Annotated in this window: 22 protein-coding genes; 12 read left to right on the top strand and 10 right to left on the bottom strand. The window is 68.1% G+C overall.

Annotated elements, in window-relative coordinates:
- The coding region (locus DDE13_RS07850) for an ArsR/SmtB family transcription factor (RefSeq protein WP_162630910.1) at positions 1 to 199 on the bottom strand (199 nt) is incomplete at its 3' end.
- Between the two features lie 611 nt (positions 200 to 810).
- Between DDE13_RS07850 and DDE13_RS07845 the strand changes: the two genes are divergently transcribed.
- Entirely contained in the window at positions 811 to 1,482 is a 672-nt protein-coding gene (locus DDE13_RS07845) for a L,D-transpeptidase (RefSeq protein WP_111403151.1), read from the top strand.
- 63 nt (positions 1,483 to 1,545) lie between these two features.
- Here the strand turns inward: DDE13_RS07845 and DDE13_RS07840 are convergent, their stop codons facing one another.
- Positions 1,546 to 1,761, bottom strand: coding sequence for a hypothetical protein (locus DDE13_RS07840; RefSeq protein WP_235868633.1), 216 nt, complete (start codon positions 1,759 to 1,761; stop codon positions 1,546 to 1,548).
- Between the two features lie 782 nt (positions 1,762 to 2,543).
- Complete coding sequence (locus DDE13_RS07835) at positions 2,544 to 3,185, bottom strand: prevent-host-death protein (RefSeq protein ID WP_111403147.1); 642 nt, start codon at positions 3,183 to 3,185, stop codon at positions 2,544 to 2,546.
- Between the two features lie 110 nt (positions 3,186 to 3,295).
- Between DDE13_RS07835 and DDE13_RS07830 the strand changes: the two genes are divergently transcribed.
- The 3 genes from DDE13_RS07830 to DDE13_RS07820 are packed head-to-tail and all read left to right on the top strand — an operon-like array spanning position 3,296 to position 5,543.
- Positions 3,296 to 3,592, top strand: a complete 297-nt coding sequence (locus DDE13_RS07830; RefSeq protein ID WP_111403145.1) for a Cys/Met metabolism pyridoxal-phosphate-dependent enzyme — start codon at positions 3,296 to 3,298, stop codon at positions 3,590 to 3,592.
- Complete coding sequence (locus DDE13_RS07825; protein ID WP_111403143.1) at positions 3,589 to 4,257, top strand: response regulator transcription factor; 669 nt, start codon at positions 3,589 to 3,591, stop codon at positions 4,255 to 4,257. The genes DDE13_RS07830 and DDE13_RS07825 overlap by 4 nt, the downstream gene beginning before the upstream one ends.
- Positions 4,254 to 5,543 carry a sensor histidine kinase gene (locus tag DDE13_RS07820; protein ID WP_111403141.1) on the top strand — a complete coding sequence of 430 codons (1,290 nt, stop codon included), beginning with the start codon at positions 4,254 to 4,256 and terminating at the stop codon, positions 5,541 to 5,543. Before DDE13_RS07825 ends, DDE13_RS07820 begins: the two co-directional genes overlap by 4 nt.
- Before the next feature lie 149 nt (positions 5,544 to 5,692).
- Here DDE13_RS07820 and DDE13_RS07815 read toward each other — a convergent pair whose 3' ends face one another.
- Genes DDE13_RS07815 through DDE13_RS07800 form a run of 4 tightly spaced genes read right to left on the bottom strand, consistent with a single transcriptional unit; the run spans position 5,693 to position 9,384 of the window.
- Positions 5,693 to 6,649, bottom strand: a complete 957-nt coding sequence (locus DDE13_RS07815; protein ID WP_111403139.1) for an ABC transporter substrate-binding protein — start codon at positions 6,647 to 6,649, stop codon at positions 5,693 to 5,695.
- Between the two features lie 28 nt (positions 6,650 to 6,677).
- Positions 6,678 to 7,442, bottom strand: a complete 765-nt coding sequence (locus tag DDE13_RS07810) for an ABC transporter ATP-binding protein (RefSeq protein WP_111403137.1) — start codon at positions 7,440 to 7,442, stop codon at positions 6,678 to 6,680.
- The gene (locus DDE13_RS07805) at positions 7,442 to 8,251 is read right to left on the bottom strand and encodes an ABC transporter permease (protein WP_222626055.1); all 810 of its coding nucleotides are present in this window, start codon (positions 8,249 to 8,251) and stop codon (positions 7,442 to 7,444) included. Before DDE13_RS07805 ends, DDE13_RS07810 begins: the two co-directional genes overlap by 1 nt.
- The gene (locus tag DDE13_RS07800) at positions 8,242 to 9,384 is read right to left on the bottom strand and encodes an aryl-sulfate sulfotransferase (RefSeq protein ID WP_111403135.1); all 1,143 of its coding nucleotides are present in this window, start codon (positions 9,382 to 9,384) and stop codon (positions 8,242 to 8,244) included. The genes DDE13_RS07805 and DDE13_RS07800 overlap by 10 nt, the downstream gene beginning before the upstream one ends.
- A 154-nt stretch (positions 9,385 to 9,538) precedes the next feature.
- Here DDE13_RS07800 and DDE13_RS07795 point away from each other — a divergent pair, with 154 nt between their 5' ends.
- Entirely contained in the window at positions 9,539 to 10,564 is a 1,026-nt protein-coding gene (locus DDE13_RS07795) for a LacI family DNA-binding transcriptional regulator (RefSeq protein WP_162630909.1), read from the top strand.
- Positions 10,565 to 10,658: 94 nt separating this feature from the next.
- On the opposite strand, the gene DDE13_RS07790 is transcribed toward DDE13_RS07795, so the two are convergent.
- A complete protein-coding gene (locus DDE13_RS07790) occupies positions 10,659 to 11,102 on the bottom strand; it encodes a GNAT family N-acetyltransferase (protein ID WP_111403131.1) in 444 nt (147 codons plus the stop codon).
- A complete protein-coding gene (locus tag DDE13_RS07785) occupies positions 11,099 to 11,941 on the bottom strand; it encodes an AAA family ATPase (protein WP_111403130.1) in 843 nt (280 codons plus the stop codon). The genes DDE13_RS07790 and DDE13_RS07785 overlap by 4 nt, the downstream gene beginning before the upstream one ends.
- Positions 11,942 to 12,156: 215 nt before the next feature.
- On the opposite strand from DDE13_RS07785, the gene dksA reads away from it, so the two are divergent.
- A complete protein-coding gene (gene dksA, locus DDE13_RS07780) occupies positions 12,157 to 12,579 on the top strand; it encodes an RNA polymerase-binding protein DksA (protein WP_111403165.1) in 423 nt (140 codons plus the stop codon).
- Positions 12,580 to 12,676: 97 nt separating this feature from the next.
- Positions 12,677 to 13,846 (top strand): FAD-dependent monooxygenase, encoded by a 1,170-nt coding sequence (locus tag DDE13_RS07775; protein ID WP_111403128.1) that lies wholly within the window; start codon positions 12,677 to 12,679, stop codon positions 13,844 to 13,846.
- Positions 13,847 to 13,850: 4 nt separating this feature from the next.
- On the opposite strand, the gene xth is transcribed toward DDE13_RS07775, so the two are convergent.
- On the bottom strand, positions 13,851 to 14,648 hold the full coding sequence (xth, locus tag DDE13_RS07770; protein ID WP_111403126.1) for an exodeoxyribonuclease III: 798 nt from the start codon (positions 14,646 to 14,648) through the stop codon (positions 13,851 to 13,853).
- A 129-nt stretch (positions 14,649 to 14,777) separates the two neighbouring features.
- Between xth and argS the strand changes: the two genes are divergently transcribed.
- The 5 genes from argS to scpB all read left to right on the top strand — a co-directional run bounded on the left by argS (position 14,778) and on the right by scpB (position 20,001).
- Positions 14,778 to 16,520 carry an arginine--tRNA ligase gene (argS, locus tag DDE13_RS07765; protein WP_111403164.1) on the top strand — a complete coding sequence of 581 codons (1,743 nt, stop codon included), beginning with the start codon at positions 14,778 to 14,780 and terminating at the stop codon, positions 16,518 to 16,520.
- Positions 16,521 to 16,599: 79 nt separating this feature from the next.
- On the top strand, positions 16,600 to 17,466 hold the full coding sequence (locus DDE13_RS07760) for an SPOR domain-containing protein (RefSeq protein WP_111403124.1): 867 nt from the start codon (positions 16,600 to 16,602) through the stop codon (positions 17,464 to 17,466).
- 48 nt (positions 17,467 to 17,514) lie between these two features.
- A complete protein-coding gene (locus DDE13_RS07755; protein WP_111403122.1) occupies positions 17,515 to 18,552 on the top strand; it encodes a glycoside hydrolase family 3 N-terminal domain-containing protein in 1,038 nt (345 codons plus the stop codon).
- Complete coding sequence (locus DDE13_RS07750; RefSeq protein ID WP_111403120.1) at positions 18,545 to 19,336, top strand: segregation and condensation protein A; 792 nt, start codon at positions 18,545 to 18,547, stop codon at positions 19,334 to 19,336. Before DDE13_RS07755 ends, DDE13_RS07750 begins: the two co-directional genes overlap by 8 nt.
- Entirely contained in the window at positions 19,333 to 20,001 is a 669-nt protein-coding gene (scpB, locus tag DDE13_RS07745) for an SMC-Scp complex subunit ScpB (RefSeq protein ID WP_111403118.1), read from the top strand. The genes DDE13_RS07750 and scpB overlap by 4 nt, the downstream gene beginning before the upstream one ends.
- Positions 20,002 to 20,010 lie beyond the last annotated feature (9 nt).

Genomic DNA, 20,010 nt, shown 5'->3' with positions numbered 1-20,010 from the left:
TGTCCTGCAGCACCAGCCCGGCCTCGACGAGCGCCGACAAATGGTGCGCCAGCGTCGAGGGCGCGAGTCCCACGTGCGCGCCGATATCGCCAACCCGCAAGCCGTCGTCGCCCGCCTTCACCAGCAGGCGAAAGATCGACAAGCGGGCGTCATGGCCAAGGGCGGCCAGCGCGCGGGCATGGGGACTGGTCGTCGTCATGACTCAATCATATCCACAATACCGGTTTTGTAAATCTGTTTTCGATGTGACGGTGTCTTGATTTCGTGGCGGCCGGTTCCGCCCGACCGCGCAGAGAAGACCGGGACCGAGGTCCGGTCGACGCGGTGCAGACGGGCAGGTCACAGAAGGCCACCACCGTCGCGCATCTGGTAGTGCCGGACAACATGGCGGCGATCAGTACCGCGTTGGCGTGCATTGCGACCATGGCAGCGGATCTCGCGCCGATACGCGCCGCGCATGGGTTACGGGCGAGTGTATGCCGGGATGGCGGCACCTTCGTGGTCGGCATGGCAGATTCGGCAGCGGCGCGCCGACCAAGGGCGGTGCGGACCGACGGCCCATGCCCCTGTCTCGCCCATGCGGTGGATCGGGCTACGCTCAGCAGGTCAGTGCACGGCGGCGGCAATCCGGTGCTACGTTCCGTGGTGTCGCTGCGCGCCCTGATTGCAGCCAGGTGCCCCGCTGCCGCGATCTGGGGGTGGACTGGACGAGCCGAACATCACAAGGTCGTGCACGCGGCCGCATGCCCCGTGCTTTTCTCTGCCCCGCGAGTTTGAGATACTGAGAACGATCATGTTGGCGGAGCTGCCATGCTGACCAGACGTCATTTCATCGGCGGGACCGCCGCACTGTTGTCCCCCGCGATACCGGGGCCGGCGATTGCACGAACCGCACCGACCGCACGGCAAAAGGCCGCGTGGGACGCGCAGGTGACGCCACCCGGCTATGACCCTGCCACAACGAACCCATGGGGCCTGCATCCGCGCCTGCTGCCGCGGCGCGTCACGGCGAATCCGGGGCTTGTGCCCGGCGACATCCATGTCGATGCGACCGCGCGGTATCTCTACCATATCGAAGAGGGCGGGACGGCCATGCGCTACGGCGTCGCCATCGGTCGGGGCGGGCTCTACGAACCCGGAACCTATACCATCCGACGCAAGGCGGAATGGCCCTACTGGACGCCGACACCGGCGATGATCGCGCGGGACCCCGAATCCTATGCGCAATACGCCGACGGGATGGACCCCGGCCCGCAAAACGCGCTCGGATCGCGGGCGCTCTATCTCTATATCGGCGACAGGGACACGCACCTGCGCATCCACGGCACGCCCTACCCGCGGTCCATCGGCAGCCGCGCGAGTTCGGGCTGCGTGCGCATGGTCATGGCCCATATCAACGATTTGTACGGGCAGGTCCGGACCGGGGTGACGGCCCATCTCTACCCGGCCGGGGGCGATGGTCCGGTAATTGCACGGAACTGAGCGACGGCCGCGCCCACGAAGATCGTGCACGGCTGACAGTACGCCGGCAACTGGGCGTGGCCGTCACGGTTCGGCCTGCGCCGCGCGCTGCGTGCAGATCGGCTGGCCTGTCGCGGTCCTGAGCGGAAGCAGCGTCGTTTCGACCGGCCCCACATGGCGATACCAGTAGCAGCCATCCTCGGGCAGCAAACGTACCGATTGAAGGTCCTGGTAGGGCGCAGCGACAGCGTCAAGCTGGGTCATCACCTCCGTCGAAACCGGGGTTTCGGTCCCATCCATGTCGGTCACAGGGACGGAACAGGCGCCGAGCGCCAGCAGGCCGGGCAGCAGAAGGCGAGCAGGGCCCGATAGGCACGAAAAAGTCATGGCTCAGGCTCCTTCATTCTGTGCGCCAAGGTTCGTCGCACGATCATCGCGGGTTGGCACGCTATCGCCAGACGCGCGCCAGCCGGAACGTTCCATGGTGGGCCTTTTGCGCGGCCATTCGGGCATGGCAAGACCTCCTGCAAGCGGCCGTCCTTGGGTCGGGCACCGGTTCTCCGGGCGGGAGTCCTGTTGCCCGGACACGCCGCCACCCCTGCCGGCCGCCCGGAAGGACCGCCTGCGATGGCTTGCGCCCCGGTGCGGCCCGGTTGGTTCGCACCCGGTCCCTTTCCGAATTGAACGCCCAAGGAGGCCGAACCCGTCACCGCCGGCCCCGTGCATCGGTTTTGGAACCGTGTCGCCCGCCGCCCGGGCCGCGTTGGATCGTGTCATGGGTCCGTGCCTTTCGTCGGTGTCGGTGTCGGTGGCAGGCACACATCGGTGCGCCGCGCAGGCATCGTCGCGCCGTTATCCGGTTTCGACAAGCCGGTGAACCAAAAAGGTCCGGTCGGACGGCCTTCGATGCGCGTGGCATCGTGCATGCCCGGCCCGCCCCACAGCCTGGAACGACGAACACGGTGCCCGGGCCGGACCTGCTTGGACAGCCCGGAACACCGGCATGACGTATGCAAGACCGGCAGCCTGTCCGGGACCCCGACAAGCGCCCATATCCGCGTGCTTGCACCGCCCGACGCACCTTAGCGGAGCCAGGCGCGTTCGCGTTCGACACGGCCCCGGTCGTCCAGCCGCACTTCCACCCGTTCGCCGTTGGGGTTCAGGGCCATTGCTTCCACATGGCGCCCGCCCCGTTCGACGAAGCCGATATCGGTGTATCCCAATTCCGCAAGGCGCGCGCGCGCGGCGTCGCGGTTCATCGACCGCCGGTCATCGCGTTCGAGCTTGTACTCCTTCATGCGCCCGTTGCGGTCGAGCTCCATTTCCACCCGCATCCCGTCGTCGGTGACGCCCTCTATCTCGATCTCACGGTCGTCGATCTCGATCTCCGTCAGGCGTGCGATATCGGCGAACCGGGGATCGGTGCGAACGGTCTCGGGGATCATGGCCGCAACGAGGCTGGCGGGCAGGGCCGCCCCGTCGCTTTTCACCTCGAACAGGCGGTCACCGCGCGCCTCGGCCTTGATCCAGCCGCCGCCGGGCAGGCGCCCGACGATGTCCGTTTCACCATCGTCGGGGCGGGTGCGGGTGTCGGTCAGGCCCAGATCGCGCAGTATCTGCGGCAGATCGGCATCGGCTGCGCGGTCCGACTGCGCCAGGAGCGGCGCCCCGAAGCTGGCGGCGAGCAGGGCGGCGGCGAGGGTTGCGGTCATCGTGCGTGTCATCGTTATCTCCTGTTTGCTGAACGTGACGACACCATGCGCGATTCGGGCCCAACCCGGCCGCAACCGCGCCGTTTGGGTTTCGTTGAGTATCTGGCGGCTAGGAGTCACCCATGCGACGGACCGCGACCCTGTGCCTGTGCCTTGCGGCCCTGCCCGCCGCTGCGGATCCGCCGCGGGGGGCCGTGGCCATCGGGCCTGCCGCAGCGCTCGATTGTGTCGCCGGGCGCTACCGGGGGGAGCCATTGCGCATCCGCGACGACGAGGACGGGCTGGTGCAGGAGGTCCGCTGGCTCACACCCGCGGGCAACGTCCTGCGGATCGACCTGACCGGCCCGGGCTGCCGGTTTATCGACGTGCGCGGGGTGGGCCAGGCCGAAGCCCGCATCCTGCCCGGAGAGCGCCCGTGAAGGTGCTGGTGATCGAGGACGACCGCGATCTTGCGGGCCAGATCGGCACGGCGCTGGATGCGGCGGGCTACACTGTCGAGACAGCCCATGACGGCGAGACCGGTGAATTCCTGGGGGCCACCGAAACCGTGGGCGCCGCGGTGCTCGATCTCGGGCTTCCCGGCCTCGACGGGATCGAGGTTCTGAAGCGCTGGCGCGGGGCGGGTCTCGATTTCCCGGTGCTGATCCTGACCGCGCGGGACGCATGGGCCGACAAGGTTGCAGGCTTCCGCGCCGGGGCTGACGACTATGTGCTCAAGCCATTCCGGATGGACGAGATCGTGCTGCGGTTGGGCACGCTGGTGCGGCGCGCCGCGGGGCACGCCACGCCGGAACTGACCGCGGGCGGGCTGGCACTGGACATGGCCACGGGGCTGGTGACGCTGGACGGCATGGCCCTGAAGCTGACCGCGTTCGAGGCCAAGCTTTTGCGTTTCTTGCTGTTGCACAAGGGCCGCGTGGTCAGCCGCACGGACCTGTCCGAACACATGTACGACCGCGATGCAGACCGCGACTTCCGGTCGATGGAGGTCGTCATCGGCCGATTGCGCCGCAAGATCGGCGAGGGCCGGATCGAAACGCGGCGCGGCGAAGGCTATCGCCTGCTGCCTGGCGATCCCGCGTGAAACCCGGATCGATCCGCGCAAGGCTGCTCGCGTGGTCGGGGGGGCTGACGGTACTGGCACTGCTTCTGGCGTGGCTCGCGCTGTCGGCGGTGTTGTCGGATTTCGTGGACCGAAGGCTGGGGGCCGAACTGGATGCCGCCGCCCGCGGCGTCATGGCGGCGTCCGACTGGGATGCCGCGGGAAATTTCACGGTTGCCCCGCCGCCTGCCGATCCGCGGTTCGAACGCCCGCTGTCGGGCTGGTACTGGCAAGTCGCAGACGGCGACGCCGTGCTGGCCCGCGCGCCGTCCCTGCTTGCCGGTGATCTGGGGCCCGACGGGCGCGGCATGACGGGCCCGGATGGTGCTGCGCTGGTCACCCGGCGCGTGGCCTTCACCGCACCTGGCGACGGGCGCGCGTTGAGCGTGACCGTCACCCTGCCTGCCGCCGAAGCGGCGGCGGAGCTCGCGGGCGTCCGCAGGCCGGTGATCGTGGCGCTGGCCGTGCTGGGCGTGGCGCTGCTGTCGGCGCAGGTCGCGGCGGTGCGCGTGGGGCTTGCGGATCTCACGGCCTTCACCGGCGCGGTGGCGCGGATCCGCGACGGGCGCGCGCTGGCGGTGCCGCAACCCAGGGCGGCCGAACTTCGCCCGCTCGCCGCCGAACTGGACCGGCTGATCGCCGTGAATGCCGCCCAGCTGGCCCGCGCACGCGCCCATGCCGGGGACCTGGCCCATGCGCTGAAGACGCCGCTGGCGGTGCTGGCCAATCGCGCTGGCCCCGACGACGCCGACCTGATCGCGCGGATGGATCGCACGATCCGCTGGCACCTGAAGCGTGCCCGCGCCACGGCGGCGGGGCTCGATCCGGCGGCGCATTGTGCCGTGGCTCCGGTGCTGGAGGACGTGGCGGTCGTACTGCGGCCCGAGGCGCGGCGGCGCGGCGTGGACCTGTGCTTTGCCGCGGATCGGGCACCGGATTTCCGGGGCGATGCCGAGGATCTGGCCGAGATCCTTGGCGCGCTGTGCGAGAATGCGGTGGCCTGGGCCGCGGGCAATGTGCGGATCGCGGCCCAAAGGGCGGGCGCGGACCTCGTGATCGAGATCGAGGATGACGGCCCCGGCATCCCTGCCGCATCGCGGGACCGGCTGATGGCCCGTGGTGCGCGGCTCGACGAGACCACGCAGGGTCACGGGCTGGGGCTGGCCATCGCCGCCGACCGTGCGGCCGCCTATGGCGGTGAAGTCTCGCTTGGCACGGGCGCGCTTGGCGGCCTACTGGCACGGGTCACCTTGCCGGCACGGGACTGAAGGACGGCGGCCGAGCGGCATGCGCCCCGTGCCGCGGCGCCCGCGCAACCGGCCGCTTCAGCGCGCCAGCCCGTGCGGTACATTCCGGTGCCATGGTACCAGGAGGAAGGTCTGCGTTCCGTCGCAGACGTTCCCCCCGGTTTCGCGCTTCACTCGACCGTCACGCGCGCTGGATCGACGGCCCCAAGGGCTTCGGGCACGAAATAGGCCCGCATTTCCCCGCGGGTCGGGGGTTCTGCATTCACGACGCCTTGTCCTACGATCCATGCGCTTTCGGCCACCAGCAGGTCCAACAGGTCGTTCGACAGGGTCAGGCCAAGATCGACATCCTGCCACATCACCGACAGTGCTTCGGGCGACATGGCCCCGCCGAGGGACGCCGAAACGGCCTCCATCGCGCCCGCGGGCTGCGCGGCCACCATGTCGTCGGCCTCTGCCAGCACGGACAGGAAGGTGGTCAATGCCTCTTCGCGAGCGAGCATGGCGGGGCTGGCGGCGAGGATGTAGTGGACCTGGTAGCTGTCCACGCGCAATTCGCGGTAATCGTCGCCCAGGGCGTCGGCTGCGGCCGCGTAGAAGGTCGGGAAGGGGGCGATTGCATCCACGTCGCCGCGCGTGATGGCCGACACGAGATCGACCGGCGAGGCGTTGACGATCGTCGCCTCGACGCCCGCGCTGTCCAGAACCCCGGACAGCATGAAATGCACGTTGGTGCCCAGCGTGGTGCCGATGCGCAGGCCCGCGAGATCTGCCGCACTGGTGAATTCGCCGGCATCGGCACGGCCGACGATCCGCGATCCGGTATAGCGGGCCAGTTCCCCCACGATGCCGAAGTCCTGGTCGCGCAGGGCGCCGGTGGCGGCGGGCAGTTCCGCCATGAAGGTGATGTCGACCTGCCCGCCCAGCAGCGCCTCGAAGCCTTCGCGCCCGGTCGGGAAGGATACGATGGACACGTCGAGCCCCGCCGCCTCGAACATGCCTTCGGCAAGTGCGATATCGACCTGCGGCGTCTGCGGGTTCGGGGTCCAGGCGAAGACGATGCGTTCGGCCTGGGCGACAAGCGGTGCCGCGACAAGCGCTGCGGCAAGGATGAGTGTGCGGTTCATGGTGTTTCCTTTCGATTGGGGGATTAGGTCAGGCGGACATCGCCGCCGGATGCAGAAGGCCGATGATCTCTTCGCGGATATCGAGCAGTTCGGGGGCCCCGCGCATCGTGCGCGGGCGGGCCTGCGGCAGGTCGTACTGGCGGATCAGCCGCCCCGGTGCAGCCGACATGACATGCACATGATCGGCCAGAAGCAGGGCCTCATCCACGTCATGGGTGACGAACAGAACGGTCGCCTTGTGCTTCTGCCAGACGCGGATCAGCAGGGAGTGCATGATCAGCCGCGTCTGCGCATCCAGCGCGCCGAAGGGCTCGTCCATCAGCAGAACCTCGGGTCCGAAGGCAAAGGTGCGTGCGATGGCGACACGCTGTTTCATGCCGCCGGACAGGGCCTGCGGATACTTGTCCTTGTGCGCGGTCAGGCCGACCTCTTCCAGCGCGGCCATGGCGCGGTCGGTTTCCTCGGCCCGTGACAGGCGCAGGCGTTTCAGCCCGAACTGCACGTTGTCGAGCGCGGTGAACCACGGGAACAGGGCGTATTGCTGGAAAATCACGCCGACCTTTTCGGACGGTCCGGTGATCGGGTCGCCATCCAGCGTCAGGCTGCCCGACGATGGGGGCACGAAGCCGCCGATCGCGTTCATGAGCGTGGACTTGCCGCAGCCCGAAGGTCCGATCAGCGCCGTGAACGTGCCCGGCTTGAGGTCCAGATCCGTGGGGGCCAGCGCCGTCACGGGGCCGTCGCGCCCGTCGAACCGAATGCAGAGTTGTCTTGCGGATACGTCGCCTTTCATCAACCTTGCTCCCAATGCACGAGCCGCTGCCCGATGCGGTGCACGATCATGTCGATCGTCGCCCCCAGCAGTCCCAGAATGATCAGCAGCGAGAACATCCGATCGGTGCGGATGAATTGCCGGGCTTCCTGCAGCCGGAACCCGAGGCCGGAGGAGGCCCCGGACAGCTCCGCCGCGACGAGGCTGAGAAAGGCCAGCGCCACGCCCAGCCGGATGCCCGCGAAGATGTGCGGCGCGGCAGCGGGCACGACCACCTGCGCAAATTCCCGGACCTTGGATGCCCCCAGCGACCTTGCGGCGCGCAGATAGGTTTCCGGCACGTACTGCATGCCGTGGTGAGTGTTGAACCACACGGCCAGGAACACGGTGTAGGAGATGACGAAGTATTTCGATCCTTCGCCGATCCCGAACCAGACGATGGCCACGGGCACGAGCGCGATGGCCGGAATGGGACGTAGCAGGTTGAGGAAAGGGTGCAGCAGGGTGCGTACCAGCGCCACCCGCCCGGTCATCAACCCGATGCCCACGCCAAGGGTCGCGCCGATGCTGAAGCCGACCGCCGCGCGGCTGAGCGACACGGACAGGTCGCGCCACAGCACGCCGCTTTGCGCCATCTCGACCGTGGCGGACCAGACCGACCACGGCGCGGGAAAGATGGATTCCGGGAACCAGCCGCTGAGCCCCACCGCGGTCCAGATGACCAGCACGAAGCCGAAGGAAACCAGCGGTTTCCCCGCCGACCCGACGCCCGTCATCATCTGGCCGAAGGACCGCCCGCCGGTGCGTATCTGCGTTTCGTTCAAAGCCATGGCATGGCCTCCTTGCGGTAGCGATGCGCGCGGAACACGCTGTTGTGCACGCCCGGAATGAAGCTCGACAGCGGTGCGGGATAGGGGGCGAAATCGGGTATGACGAATTCCCAGACGACCGTGCCCTCCGCCGTCACCTCGAACAGGCGCCCGAACGCGCTTTCGCAGATGAAGGTGTTGCCGTTCCACAGCCGCTGCGCGCTGCCCATGTAGGGCGAGAAGAAGCACGGCGCGTTCGGGTCCTGGTAGGCCCAGACCTCCTGCCCCGTCTTCGGGTCGATCTCCAGCGCGCGGGAAAACGGGTTGGACGATCCGGGGCGCAGGTTGCCGTTGTCGAAGAACAGGATGGCACCGCTGTCCGTCTCTATCGGCGTGTGCTGCTGGTGGCAGATATCCGCCCCCAGGTGCCAGGCAAGATCGCCGGTATCCTTGCGCACGGCGATGATGCCGGACGTGGTGCGCAGGCTCATGAGCACCAGCCCGTCCCGCGTCAGCGATACCCCGTTGATCATGGGCCAGTGGCGGCGGTCGAAATTGGGGTGGATCGGAAAATCCTCGGGGCGCAGATGGTCCCATAGCCGCCATTCCCAGACCACGTTGCCCTGCCGGTCCACCTCGCGGACGATATCGCTCTGGATGACGCCGTCGGGCGCGTCCTTGCGGGCATCGCCCCCGGTGACTCGGGCCGCGATTTCCGGCGGCAGGGGGGCGGCGACGGTATAGAGCAGGTTGCCGTTGGGCAGCCATTGCCCGTCGTGGTGATGGAAGATGTCCTCGTGCCGCCAGACGATCTCGCCCTTGGGCGTGACTTCCATGAAATCGCCGCCATGCCAGAGATCCCACGCCGGATAGAGCGCGGCGGAGGTGGCATGGCTGCCGTTATAGCCGAGATTGCCATTGGGCAGGATGACGGCGTCGCGCCCCGGTCGGACGGGCAGATCCCAGCGATGGGCCGGGCGTCCCTGCATGTCCACCAGATCGACGCAGCCCTGCCCGGTCTGGCGCGCATACAGCGTGAACCCCTGTGCCGCGCGGTCTGGATCATGGGCGCGCAGCCCTGTGCCGCTTCGGCGCAGGGTCACCTGATCGACCTTGGTCGGGACCGCGGTGTGATTGTCTTGCCGTGACGTCATGTTGAGCATGGTGACCTCGCCAGGTTTCGTTGAAACGTTTTACCGAGCAATAATGCTTGAATCGACGCCTGTAAAACGTTTTAACGAGATCGAGTGGACGAAAAGGTGCGCGCGCGGAATTTTTCAGCGACATGCGCCGAAAAAGGGCGAACAAATGACAAACGACCCGATGCGGTTGAAGCGCGTGTCGATCACGGATGTCGCGAAAGCGGCCGGTGTGTCGCCCGCGACGGTGTCGAACGCGCTCAACAAGACCCGCCATGTCGAGGCGGAGACGCTTGACCGCGTGATGCGGGCGGTCCGCGAACTCGGCTACGTTCCGAATGCCGCGGCGCGGCGGTTCCGGACCGGGCGGGCGAATTCCATCGCGGTCTTTTCCTCCATGCCCGCGCCGGTCGCCGCCGGTCCGTCCAAGCTCGGCTTCCTGATGGAAATCGCGGCCGCCGCGGCGGAGGCGGCACTCCATCACGGTCTGGCGCTCGTGCTGGTTCCCCCGGTTCCCAACGCGGCGCAGGTGCTGCGCGACACGAGCATCGACGGCGCGCTTCTGATCGAACCGAGCGCGGACGACCCGTTCGGCCAGATCCTGAGGGACCGCAACATCCCGACGGTGACGATCGGGGATAGCGGCGGCAGCGACATGCCCTGCATCCAGTTCGACTATCCCCTGATGGCGCGGCTGATGCTTGACCACCTGCGTGACGCGGGCGCGCGGGAATTCCTGCTGGTCGTCGGGTCCAGCAAGCGGGCGACCCATGCGGCGATGCGCTCGGCCTATCTGGCGCAGGCCGAGGCGACCGGCATGACGCCCCATGTTCTGGAACTGGACGAGGAACTGGGCGAGGCAGGCGCCACACGCATGGTGGCCGAGATCTTGCGCGACAGACCGGGAGTCGATGGCATCATGTCGCCCGTGGATGCCTTCGCATCCGGGGCCCTGCAGGCGGTCAGGCTGGCGGGCCGCCGCGTGCCCGAGGACATCCGCGTCATCACACGCTACGACGGCGCCCGCGCACGGGAGGCGAATCCGCAACTGACCGCGCTCAACCTCAAGCTGGATCGTGTCGCGCGCCTGGCGATCGACCGGCTGATCATCGAGATCGCGGGCGGCGTCGGTCCGGCGACGACCCCGGCACCGGCGCCCGCGCTCATTGTGCGACCCTCGACGGTCATTGCGTGATGCAGCCGCCGGGCTTGCCCGGTGGCACAAGGACAGTCACGGGCGCGGGCAGGCCCGGCAGCCGCGGTTTCGCCCAGATATCCGGACATGCGTTTCAATCGCGCGCGTATTTCACGAAAGGTGTCAGCGTGCCGACCTTGTCATAGAGCGCGCGCGCCTCGGCATTGAAATGCTGGGTGGTCCAATAAACGCCCTCGGCCCCGACCCTGTCCGCAAGATCATAGACCGCCTCCATCAGCACGCGGCCTGCACCCGCGCCGCGTGCGTCCGGATCGACATACAGGTCCTGCAGATAGGCGGTGTCGCGCGCCTGCCAGCCATGGGGATGCAAGAGCACATGGGCAAGACCGACCGGGCCATCCGACCCTTCGGCCACGAGGCCATGCCATTCCGGGTGCTCCGTGCCCGTCAGCCGAGCGAAATGCAGGTCGAACTGGGATGCCGGTCGTGTCGTTTCGTAGAACGCGAGATACCCTTCCCACAGGCGCCCCCACGCCGCGCGATCCGGCGGGGCTATTGCCCGGACACGCACGGTCACCGCCGCCCGCTCCGGGCCATGAAGGCCAGCCGTTCGAACAGGTGAACGTCCTGTTCGTTCTTCAGGAGCGCGCCGTGCAGGCGGGGCAGGGCGGTCGACGGGTCGGCCTTCAGATCCTCCGGCGACAGGTCCTCGGCCAAGAGCAACTTGAGCCAGTCGAGCACCTCGGACGTCGACGGCTTCTTCTTCAGACCCGGCGTCTCGCGCAGCTCGAAGAACTGTTCCAGCGCGGTCTGCAGCAGTCGCGGCTTGATGCCGGGGTGATGCACCTCGACTATGCGCCGCAGCGTGTCCATGTCCGGAAAGCGGATGTAGTGGAAGAAACACCGCCGCAGGAACGCGTCGGGCAGTTCCTTTTCGTTGTTGGACGTGATGATGACCACCGGCCGGTGCCGCGCCGAAACGGTCTCCCCGGTCTCGTAGACGAAGAACTCCATCCGGTCCAACTCCTGCAACAGGTCGTTGGGAAACTCGATATCCGCCTTGTCGATCTCGTCGATCAGCAGCACCACCTTGCCCGGCGCGTCGAAGGCCTGCCACAGCTTGCCCTTGCGGATGTAGTTCGACACGTCCTCAACCCGCGGGTCGCCCAGCTGGCTGTCGCGCAGGCGCGAGACCGCGTCGTATTCGTACAGGCCCTGCTGGGCGCGGGTGGTGGACTTGATCGACCATTCGATCATCGGCAGACCCAGCGCGAGCGACACTTGGCGGGCCAGTTCCGTCTTGCCGGTTCCGGGCTCTCCCTTGACCAGCAGGGGCCGTTCCAGCGCGACCGCCGCGTTGACCGCGACGGTCAGGTCGTCGGTGGCGACATATTGGTCCGTGCCCGCGAATTTCATGGATTTTTCCTGCATGATGCCCCGTGTTTCGGGGGCGAACCTATCACAGCGCCGCAGCGCCGCAAGCCGCGCCGGGAGCCCGTTTCTTTGTGCGTGACAGCGCATCTAGGTTCGGGTAGACGACCGGCACAGGAGGTTGCGGTATGCTCAACAGGCACCAGGACAAGACAGACGCCACACCTGTCGGGGCAGCCGGGTCGGACAAGGGATCATCCATGAAGGTCGAGGTATTTCTACCCGATGACTACCGTCCCGCCGAGGACGAACCATTCATGAACGAACGCCAGCTTGAATATTTCCGTCGCAAGCTGCTCGCGTGGAAGGCCGACATTCTTGAGGAGAGCCGGGACACGATCGAAGGGTTGCAGGACAGCAGCCGCAACATTCCCGACATCGCCGACCGCGCAAGCGAGGAAACGGACCGCGCGCTGGAACTGCGCACCCGTGACCGGCAGCGCAAGCTGGTATCCAAGATCGACGCGGCGCTCCGGCGCATCGAGAACGGCGAATTCGGCTATTGCGAGGTGACCGGCGAACCCATCTCGCTCAAGCGGCTCGACGCGCGCCCGATTGCCGTGATGACGCTGGAAGCGCAGGAACGGCATGAACGGCGCGAAAAGGTGCACCGCGACGACTGAGCGCGCGGTACGGCACCACAGGACATGAAGCACCCGGCTGCAATGCCGGGTGTTTTCGTGTCTGCTGGGTGGCACATGGCGGGGAGGCGACAGGACCATGCTGATCGGGCAGGACATCACCGTGATCGGCGGTGGCATCGGCGGTGTGGCTGCGGCGCTGGCCTGCGCGCGGCGCGGCGCACGGGTGATGGTGCTGGAACGCGCCGACACCCTGCGCGAACTGGGGGCCGGCGTCCAGATCAGCCCCAACGGGATGGCCGTGCTGGATGCGCTTGGCGTGGGCGATGCGCTGCGGGCGAGGTCGGTTCCGGGCCAAGCGGTCCGGCTCATGGATGGGCGATCCGGGGCGGATGTGCTGCGGCTCGATATCGCGGCGTTGCCGGGGGACTGGCTGTTCGTGCACCGGGCCGATCTTCTGGCGGTGCTGACCGACGCCGCGGTCGCGTGCGGGGTCGAACTGCGGACAGGGCAACCGGTCGCGTCCGTCGAACCCGGGGATGACCGCGTGACCCTGCACCTGTGGGACGGCACGACCCGGACGACGCCGTTGGCGATCGGGGCCGATGGCGTGCGGTCCGTGGTCCGCGCGGGTCTCGGGCCCGTCACGGCCACGCGGTTCACGGGGCAGGTGGCGTGGCGCGCGCTGGTCCCGGCGCCCCGCGGCACACCGCCTGAGGCACGGGTCTACATGGGGCCGGGCCGGCATCTCGTGGCCTATCCGCTGCGCGACGGGCGGGTGATGAACGTGGTCGCGGTGCAGGAACGCAAGGAATGGGCCGCCGAGGGCTGGACGCAGCCCGACGACCCCGCGAACCTGCGTTCGGCCTTCGCCGATTTCGCAGCCCCCGTGCGGGCGTTGCTCGACGACGTGCAGGACGTGTTCCTGTGGGGGCTGTTCCGGCACCCGGTCGCCACCCAATGGCATGCCAGCCGGCTCGTGGCGCTGGGGGACGCGGTGCACCCGACGCTGCCCTTCCTGGCGCAGGGCGCTTGCATGGCGCTGGAAGACGCGTGGGTGCTGGCCGCGTCGCTTGCCCATCACGACCGGGCGGAGGATGCGTTCGCCGCATATCAGCTTGCGCGCCGATCCCGATGTATGCGGATCGTGGCGGCGGCAAACGGCAACGCACGCGCCTATCACCTGCGCGGGCCTGTCCGCGGACTGGCCCATGCCGCGCTTCGGCTGGGCGGCACGCTGGCGCCCGATGCGCCGCTGAAACGGTTCGACTGGCTGTATCGCCACGACGTGACGCAGACCGCGCCGTAGCGGATCACGCCGCGAGCGACACCCACACCGGCACGTGGTCCGACGGCTTCTCGCCCCCGCGCACGGCGCTGTCGATCTGGCAGTCGATCAGCAGGTCGGCGGCCTGCGGCCCCAGCAGCAGGTGGTCGATGCGGATGCCGTCGTTGCGGTTCCACGCCCCTGCCTTATAATCCCAGAAACTGTAATGCCCCGGCGCGGGTTGCGGCGGGATATGCGGATGCACCGCGCGGAACGCGTCGATCAGACCCAGCGCCACGATCCGCCGGAACGCCGCGCGCGACGCGGGCAGGAACAGCGCGTCCTTGGCCCATGCATCCGGGCGGGCCGCGTCCTCGGACTGGGGGATGATGTTGTAATCGCCACAGACCACCAGCGGTTCCTCCAGCGCCAGCAGGTCGCGCAGGTGGTCTTCCAGCCGCGCCATCCACGCCAGCTTGTAGTCGTATTTCGGCCCCGGCGCGGGGTTGCCGTTGGGCAGGTAAAGCCCGCAGACCCGCACGGCCCGGTCGCCCATCACCGTCGCCTCGATAAACCGGGCCTGTTCGTCGGTCTCGTCACCGGGCAGGCCGCGGCGCACGTCCTCCAGCGGCAGTTTTGACAGGATCGCCACGCCGTTGAACGATTTCTGCCCGTGGGTTTCGACGATGTAGCCCATGTCGCGGAAATGCTCGGCCGGGAAGGCGTCGTCCATCGACTTGATCTCCTGCAACACGGCGACATCGGGCTGCGCCGCGTCCAGCCAGTCGGTCAGCGCGCCGATGCGCGCCTTGATGCCGTTGATGTTGAAGGTGGCGATCTTCATGGCGTGCTCCCCCTGCTGCCTGTGTGCTAGGCGAGCGGCGCGCGTCCGTCCAGCCCCGCCGCGACCCTCCGGGCGTTGCACCGGCTCGCCTACGTGATACACGAGCGCGCATTGGACACGGGGATGGACATGAATCTCTTCGACGACATCAAGGCGCTTGTGCTGGACGGGCTGGACGCGCTGACCCGCGACGGCACGCTTCCGGCGGGGCTCGATTTCGCCAATGTCACGGTCGAACCCCCGCGCGACCCGGCCCATGGCGATATGGCGACCAATGCCGCGATGGTGCTGGCGAAACCTGCGGGTCTCAAGCCGCGCGACATCGCGCTGGCGCTGGTGGATCGGCTGACCGCCGACGCTCGCGTGGCTCAGGCCGAGGTCGCGGGGCCGGGCTTCATCAACCTGCGGCTCGCCGACGGCGTCTGGCAACGCCTGGTCGCGGGTATCCTGACCGCGGGGGCCGACTATGGCCGCGTCACCCGTGGGCAGGGCAAGCGGGTGAATGTCGAATACGTATCGGCCAACCCGACCGGACCGATGCATGTCGGCCACACCCGTGGCGCGGTTTTCGGCGACGCGCTGGCGAACCTGTTGGCCCATGCCGGGTATGACGTGACGCGCGAATACTACATCAACGATGGCGGCGCGCAGGTCGATGTGCTCGCGCGGTCGGTCTATCTGCGGTATCTTGAGGCGCATGGGCAGGAGGTCGCGTTCGAGGACGGGACCTATCCCGGCGACTACCTGATCGACGTGGGCCGCGCGCTGAAGGACAAGGTGGGCGACGCCTATGTCGGACAGCCCGAATCCGTCTGGCTGACCGAGGTCCGAACCTTTGCCACCGACGCCATGATGGCGCTGATCCGCGAAGACCTTGCCGCGCTCGGCGTGCGGATGGACAGCTTCTTTTCGGAAAAGTCGCTCTATGGCACCGGTCGGATCGAGGCCGCTCTGGCCGATCTCGATGCCAAGGGGCTGATCTACCAGGGCGTGCTGGAACCGCCCAAGGGCAAGACGCTCGAAGACTGGGAACCGCGCGAACAGACCCTGTTCCGCTCCACCGCCCATGGCGACGACGTCGACCGCCCGGTGAAGAAATCCGACGGCGGCTGGACCTATTTCGCGCCCGATATCGCGTACCATTATGACAAGGTTTCCCGTGGCTTCGACATGCTGGTCGATGTGTTCGGGGCCGACCATGGCGGCTATGTCAAGCGCATGAAGGCAGCTGTGTCCGCGCTGTCGGATGGGCGCGTGCCGCTTGAGGTCAAGCTGATCCAGCTCGTGCGCCTGACCCGCGGCGGGGAGCCCGTGAAGATGTCGAAACGCGCCGGCACCTTCGTGACCCTGCGCGACGTGGTCGACCAGGTGGGCGCGGACGTCACGCGCTTCGTCATGCTGACCCGCAAGAACGACGCGCCGCTGGATTTCGATTTCGACAAGGTACTGGAGCAGTCCAAGGACAACCCCGTCTTTTACGTGCAATACGCCCACGCGCGGGTGTGTTCCGTGATGCGCAAGGCCGCCGCCGCAGGCACGGTGCCCGACGATGCGGCGCTGGCCGCGGCGGACCTGTCGGGGCTGTCCCACCCGGCAGAACTCGACGTGGTGCGCAAGCTCGCGGAATGGCCCCGCCTCGTGGATATCGCAGCCCAGACCGGAGAGCCGCACCGGGTGGCCTTCTACCTCTACGATCTTGCCAGCGCGTTCCATGCGCTCTGGCATCGCGGCAACGCGGAACCGGACCTGCGCTTCCTGTCCGACGACGACCGGGGCGATCCGGCGAAAATCGCCCTGCCGCGCGCCGTGGCCGTTGTCATTTCGGCAGGACTTGGTATCCTTGGCGTCAAGCCTTTGGAAGAAATGCGCTAAGTCACGACGCATCGCCAGGGGCACGAGCAGGCGGTTCGGTGCGTCCCAGCGGGTCCACCGGCGATGAATTGGGGCGAACATGGCTTATCCGGACGCATTCGGGAATGACCCGGAGGCTGCGGCCACGGCAGGATCCGTCGCGCCGCGGCTGATGGGCTGGCTGGGCGCGCTGTCCTCGGCGGCACTGATGGCGGGGCTTGTGGTCTGGGTCCACGATCTGGCCACGCGCGACGTGCGAAACGTGCCCGTCGTGCGGGCGATGGATGGACCGGCACGGGTGGCCCCGGACGATCCCGGCGGGTTCGAGGCCGCGCACCAAGGGCTTGCCCTGAACCGTGTCCCCGCCGAAGCCCCCGCCCCACCCGTGGGCGAACGGATCGTGCTGGCGCCCGAACCCGTTGGACCTGCCCCCGAGGATATCTCGCCGCAAGACGACGAACCGGCGGCAACGGCCGCCGCGCCCGCCGATCCGGCGGATGTCCTGCGCAATGCCATCGACGGTGCGCTGAGCGAAGTGCTTGGCGAACAGCCCATCGCGGGCGACGGCGCCGCACCGGCCCCGGCCGCGAGTCCGGCGGTGGAGTTGCCGCGCCCGACGCCGCGCCCGGACCCGGATATCGTCACGCGTGCGGCGCCCGATGCGGGGCTGCCCGTGCTCGCCAGTTTTCAGGTGAAGGACGCGGCGTCCATCCCACCGGGGACGGGTCTTGCACAACTGGGCCGTTTCGGATCGCGCGATGCGGCCTTTGCCTCCTGGGCGGAACTCGACGCGCGGTTCGGGGCCTATCTTGCCACCCGCACGCCCGTGGTGGAGGAACTGCCGGGCGACGGTGGGACGTATTATCGCCTTCAGGCCCAGGGCTTCGACGACGTTGCGTCCGCGCGGGCCTTCTGCGCCGTGCTGGAGGCGAACGGCGATGCCTGCGTGGCCACGGTGAAGCGCTGAGCGAGATAGCGGTTTGCACAGGGGCCGCACCTGCCTAGGATCGCGTCCATGACAGGACAGACCCCGCCCGATGCCCAATCAGATGCCGCGGCCAGCGGTGCCACGATCCTCGGTTGCGCAGGTCCGGATCTTGCACCGTCAGAACGGGATTTCTTCCGCGATGCGGACCCTTGGGGCTTCATCCTCTTTGCCCGCAACGTTGACACGCCCGACCGGTTGCGCGCCCTGACTGGCGACCTTCGGGATGCCGTGGGCCGCGATGCCCCGGTGTTCGTGGACCAGGAAGGCGGGCGCGTCGCCCGGCTGCGCCCGCCGGACTGGCGCGACTGGCCGCCCGCACTGGACATGGCGCAGACCGGGGGCGCGCGGGCGATGTATCTGCGCGCGCGGCTGATCGCGGACGATCTGCGCCGCGCGGGGATCGACGGGAACTGCGCGCCGCTGGCGGACATCGCCGGGGACGGCACGCACCCATTCCTGCGCAACCGCTGCTACGGGACGGGGCTGAGGGATGTTGTGGCCTGCGCGCGGGCGACGGCGGACGGGTTGATGGCAGGCGGCGTGCTGCCGGTTGTCAAGCATATGCCGGGCCACGGGCGTGCTCAGGCGGACAGCCACAAGGATCTGCCCGTGGTGGAGGCCACGCTGCACGATCTGCGCGGGAGCGATTTCGCGGCTTTCCGCGCGCTGTCGGACCTGCCGCTGGGCATGACAGCCCATATCGTGTTCCCGGCGCTTGACCCGGACGCACCGGCCACGCTGTCGCGCGCAGCGATGGACGAGGTGCGCGGCTGGATCGGTTTCGACGGGCTGGTGATGACCGACGATCTGTCGATGCACGCGTTGTCGGGGACCATGGCGGCGCGCGCGGCGGCGGCACGGGTGGCGGGCTGCGATATCGTCCTGCACTGCAACGGCGACCGGGCAGAGATGGAGGGCGCCGTCGCCGGGGCCGGGCGGATGGATGCGGACGGTGCGGCACGAGCGGCGCACGCGCTGGCCTGCCGCCACGCGCCGGACACGGCAGATCTGGCATCGATGGCGGCGGAACTGGCCGACCTGACGGGCTGGGCGTGCGATGTCTGAAACACCCGAAACCGGCAACGTGACCGAGATCGACGCGCGCCGCGCGGCCGAGGCGCTCATCGTCGATGTCGACGGGTTCGAGGGGCCGCTCGACCTGTTGCTGTCGCTGTCGCGCACGCAGAAGGTCGATCTGCGCCGGATTTCCGTGCTGGCGCTGGCCGAGCAATACCTTGTTTTCGTTGACAAGGCGCGCGAGCTGCGGATCGAGCTGGCGGCGGATTACCTCGTGATGGCGGCATGGCTCGCCTATCTGAAATCGCGCCTGCTGCTGCCGCCCGACCCCGCCGACGAAGGTCCGTCGGGCGAGGACATGGCGGCCCATCTGGCGTTCCAACTCGAACGGCTGGAAGCGATGCGGGATGCCGCGGCGCGGCTGATGGGGCGGGACAGGCTGGGGCGGGATGTCTTCGCGCGCGGGCAGCCCGAAACCGTGGGCCGGGTGCGGCGCGCGCAGTTCACCGCATCGCTGCTGGACCTGATGCAGGCCTATGCGCGGCTGCGCACCAAGGACGATTTCCGGCCCTTCGTGATGGACCGCAACGCGATCCTAACCATGGAAGAGGCGCTGGCGCGGCTACGCCCGCTGATCGGCTATGCCGGCGAGTGGACTGATCTTGCGAGCTATTTGCCCGATGGCTGGACGGCCGACCCGCTGCGGCGGCGGTCTGCGCTGGCATCGACCTTCGCGGCGGCGCTGGAGCTTGCCAAGGCGGGGCAACTGGAGCTGGATCAGGCCGAGAACTTTGCGCCGATTCGGCTGCGTGCGACGCGGGACAAGGCATGAACGACACGCCACAAGCCCCTGACGATCTGCCGAATGACAGCCTGTTCGACGCGCCGCCCCTGGCTGAGCAGGAGCGGATGGTGGAAGCGGTGCTGTTCGCGTCGGCGGAACCGGTGATGGAAAAGGAGCTGGCGGCACGGTTGCCACATGGCAGCGATCCCGCCAAGGCATTGGTGCTGCTGGAGAAAAGATACGAAGGGCGGGGGGTCCGGCTGGTGAGGGTCGGGGGCGCGTGGGCGTTCCGGACGGCGCCGGACCTGTCGTTCCTGATGCGCCGCGAGGTCGTGGAGACCCGCAAGCTGAGCCGTGCGGCGATCGAGACGCTGGCGATCATCGCCTATCACCAGCCCGTCACCCGCGCGGAAATCGAGGAAATCCGGGGGGTTGGCGTGAACCGGGGCACCATCGACCAGCTTCTGGAGATGGACTGGGTGCGGCTGGGGCGGCGGCGTATGACGCCCGGCAGGCCGGTGACATTCGTGGTGACAGAAACGTTCCTCGACCATTTCGGGCTGGAATCGGCGCGGGATCTGCCGGGGCTCAAGGAATTGCGCGCGGCGGGCTTGCTGGACAACAGACCGCCGCCAGCCGAGGGCGAGGCGCAAGAAACCGACGGATCGGAGGAAGACGGCGATCTGTTCGCGCCGCCGGGCAGCGGCGATTGAGAACCGATC

Source organism: Meridianimarinicoccus zhengii, from assembly GCF_003254465.1.
GTDB classification, from domain to species: domain Bacteria; phylum Pseudomonadota; class Alphaproteobacteria; order Rhodobacterales; family Rhodobacteraceae; genus Meridianimarinicoccus; species Meridianimarinicoccus zhengii.
The sequence above is the reverse complement of the archived record's forward strand: the minus strand, read 5'-3'. Positions and strand labels throughout refer to the sequence as shown.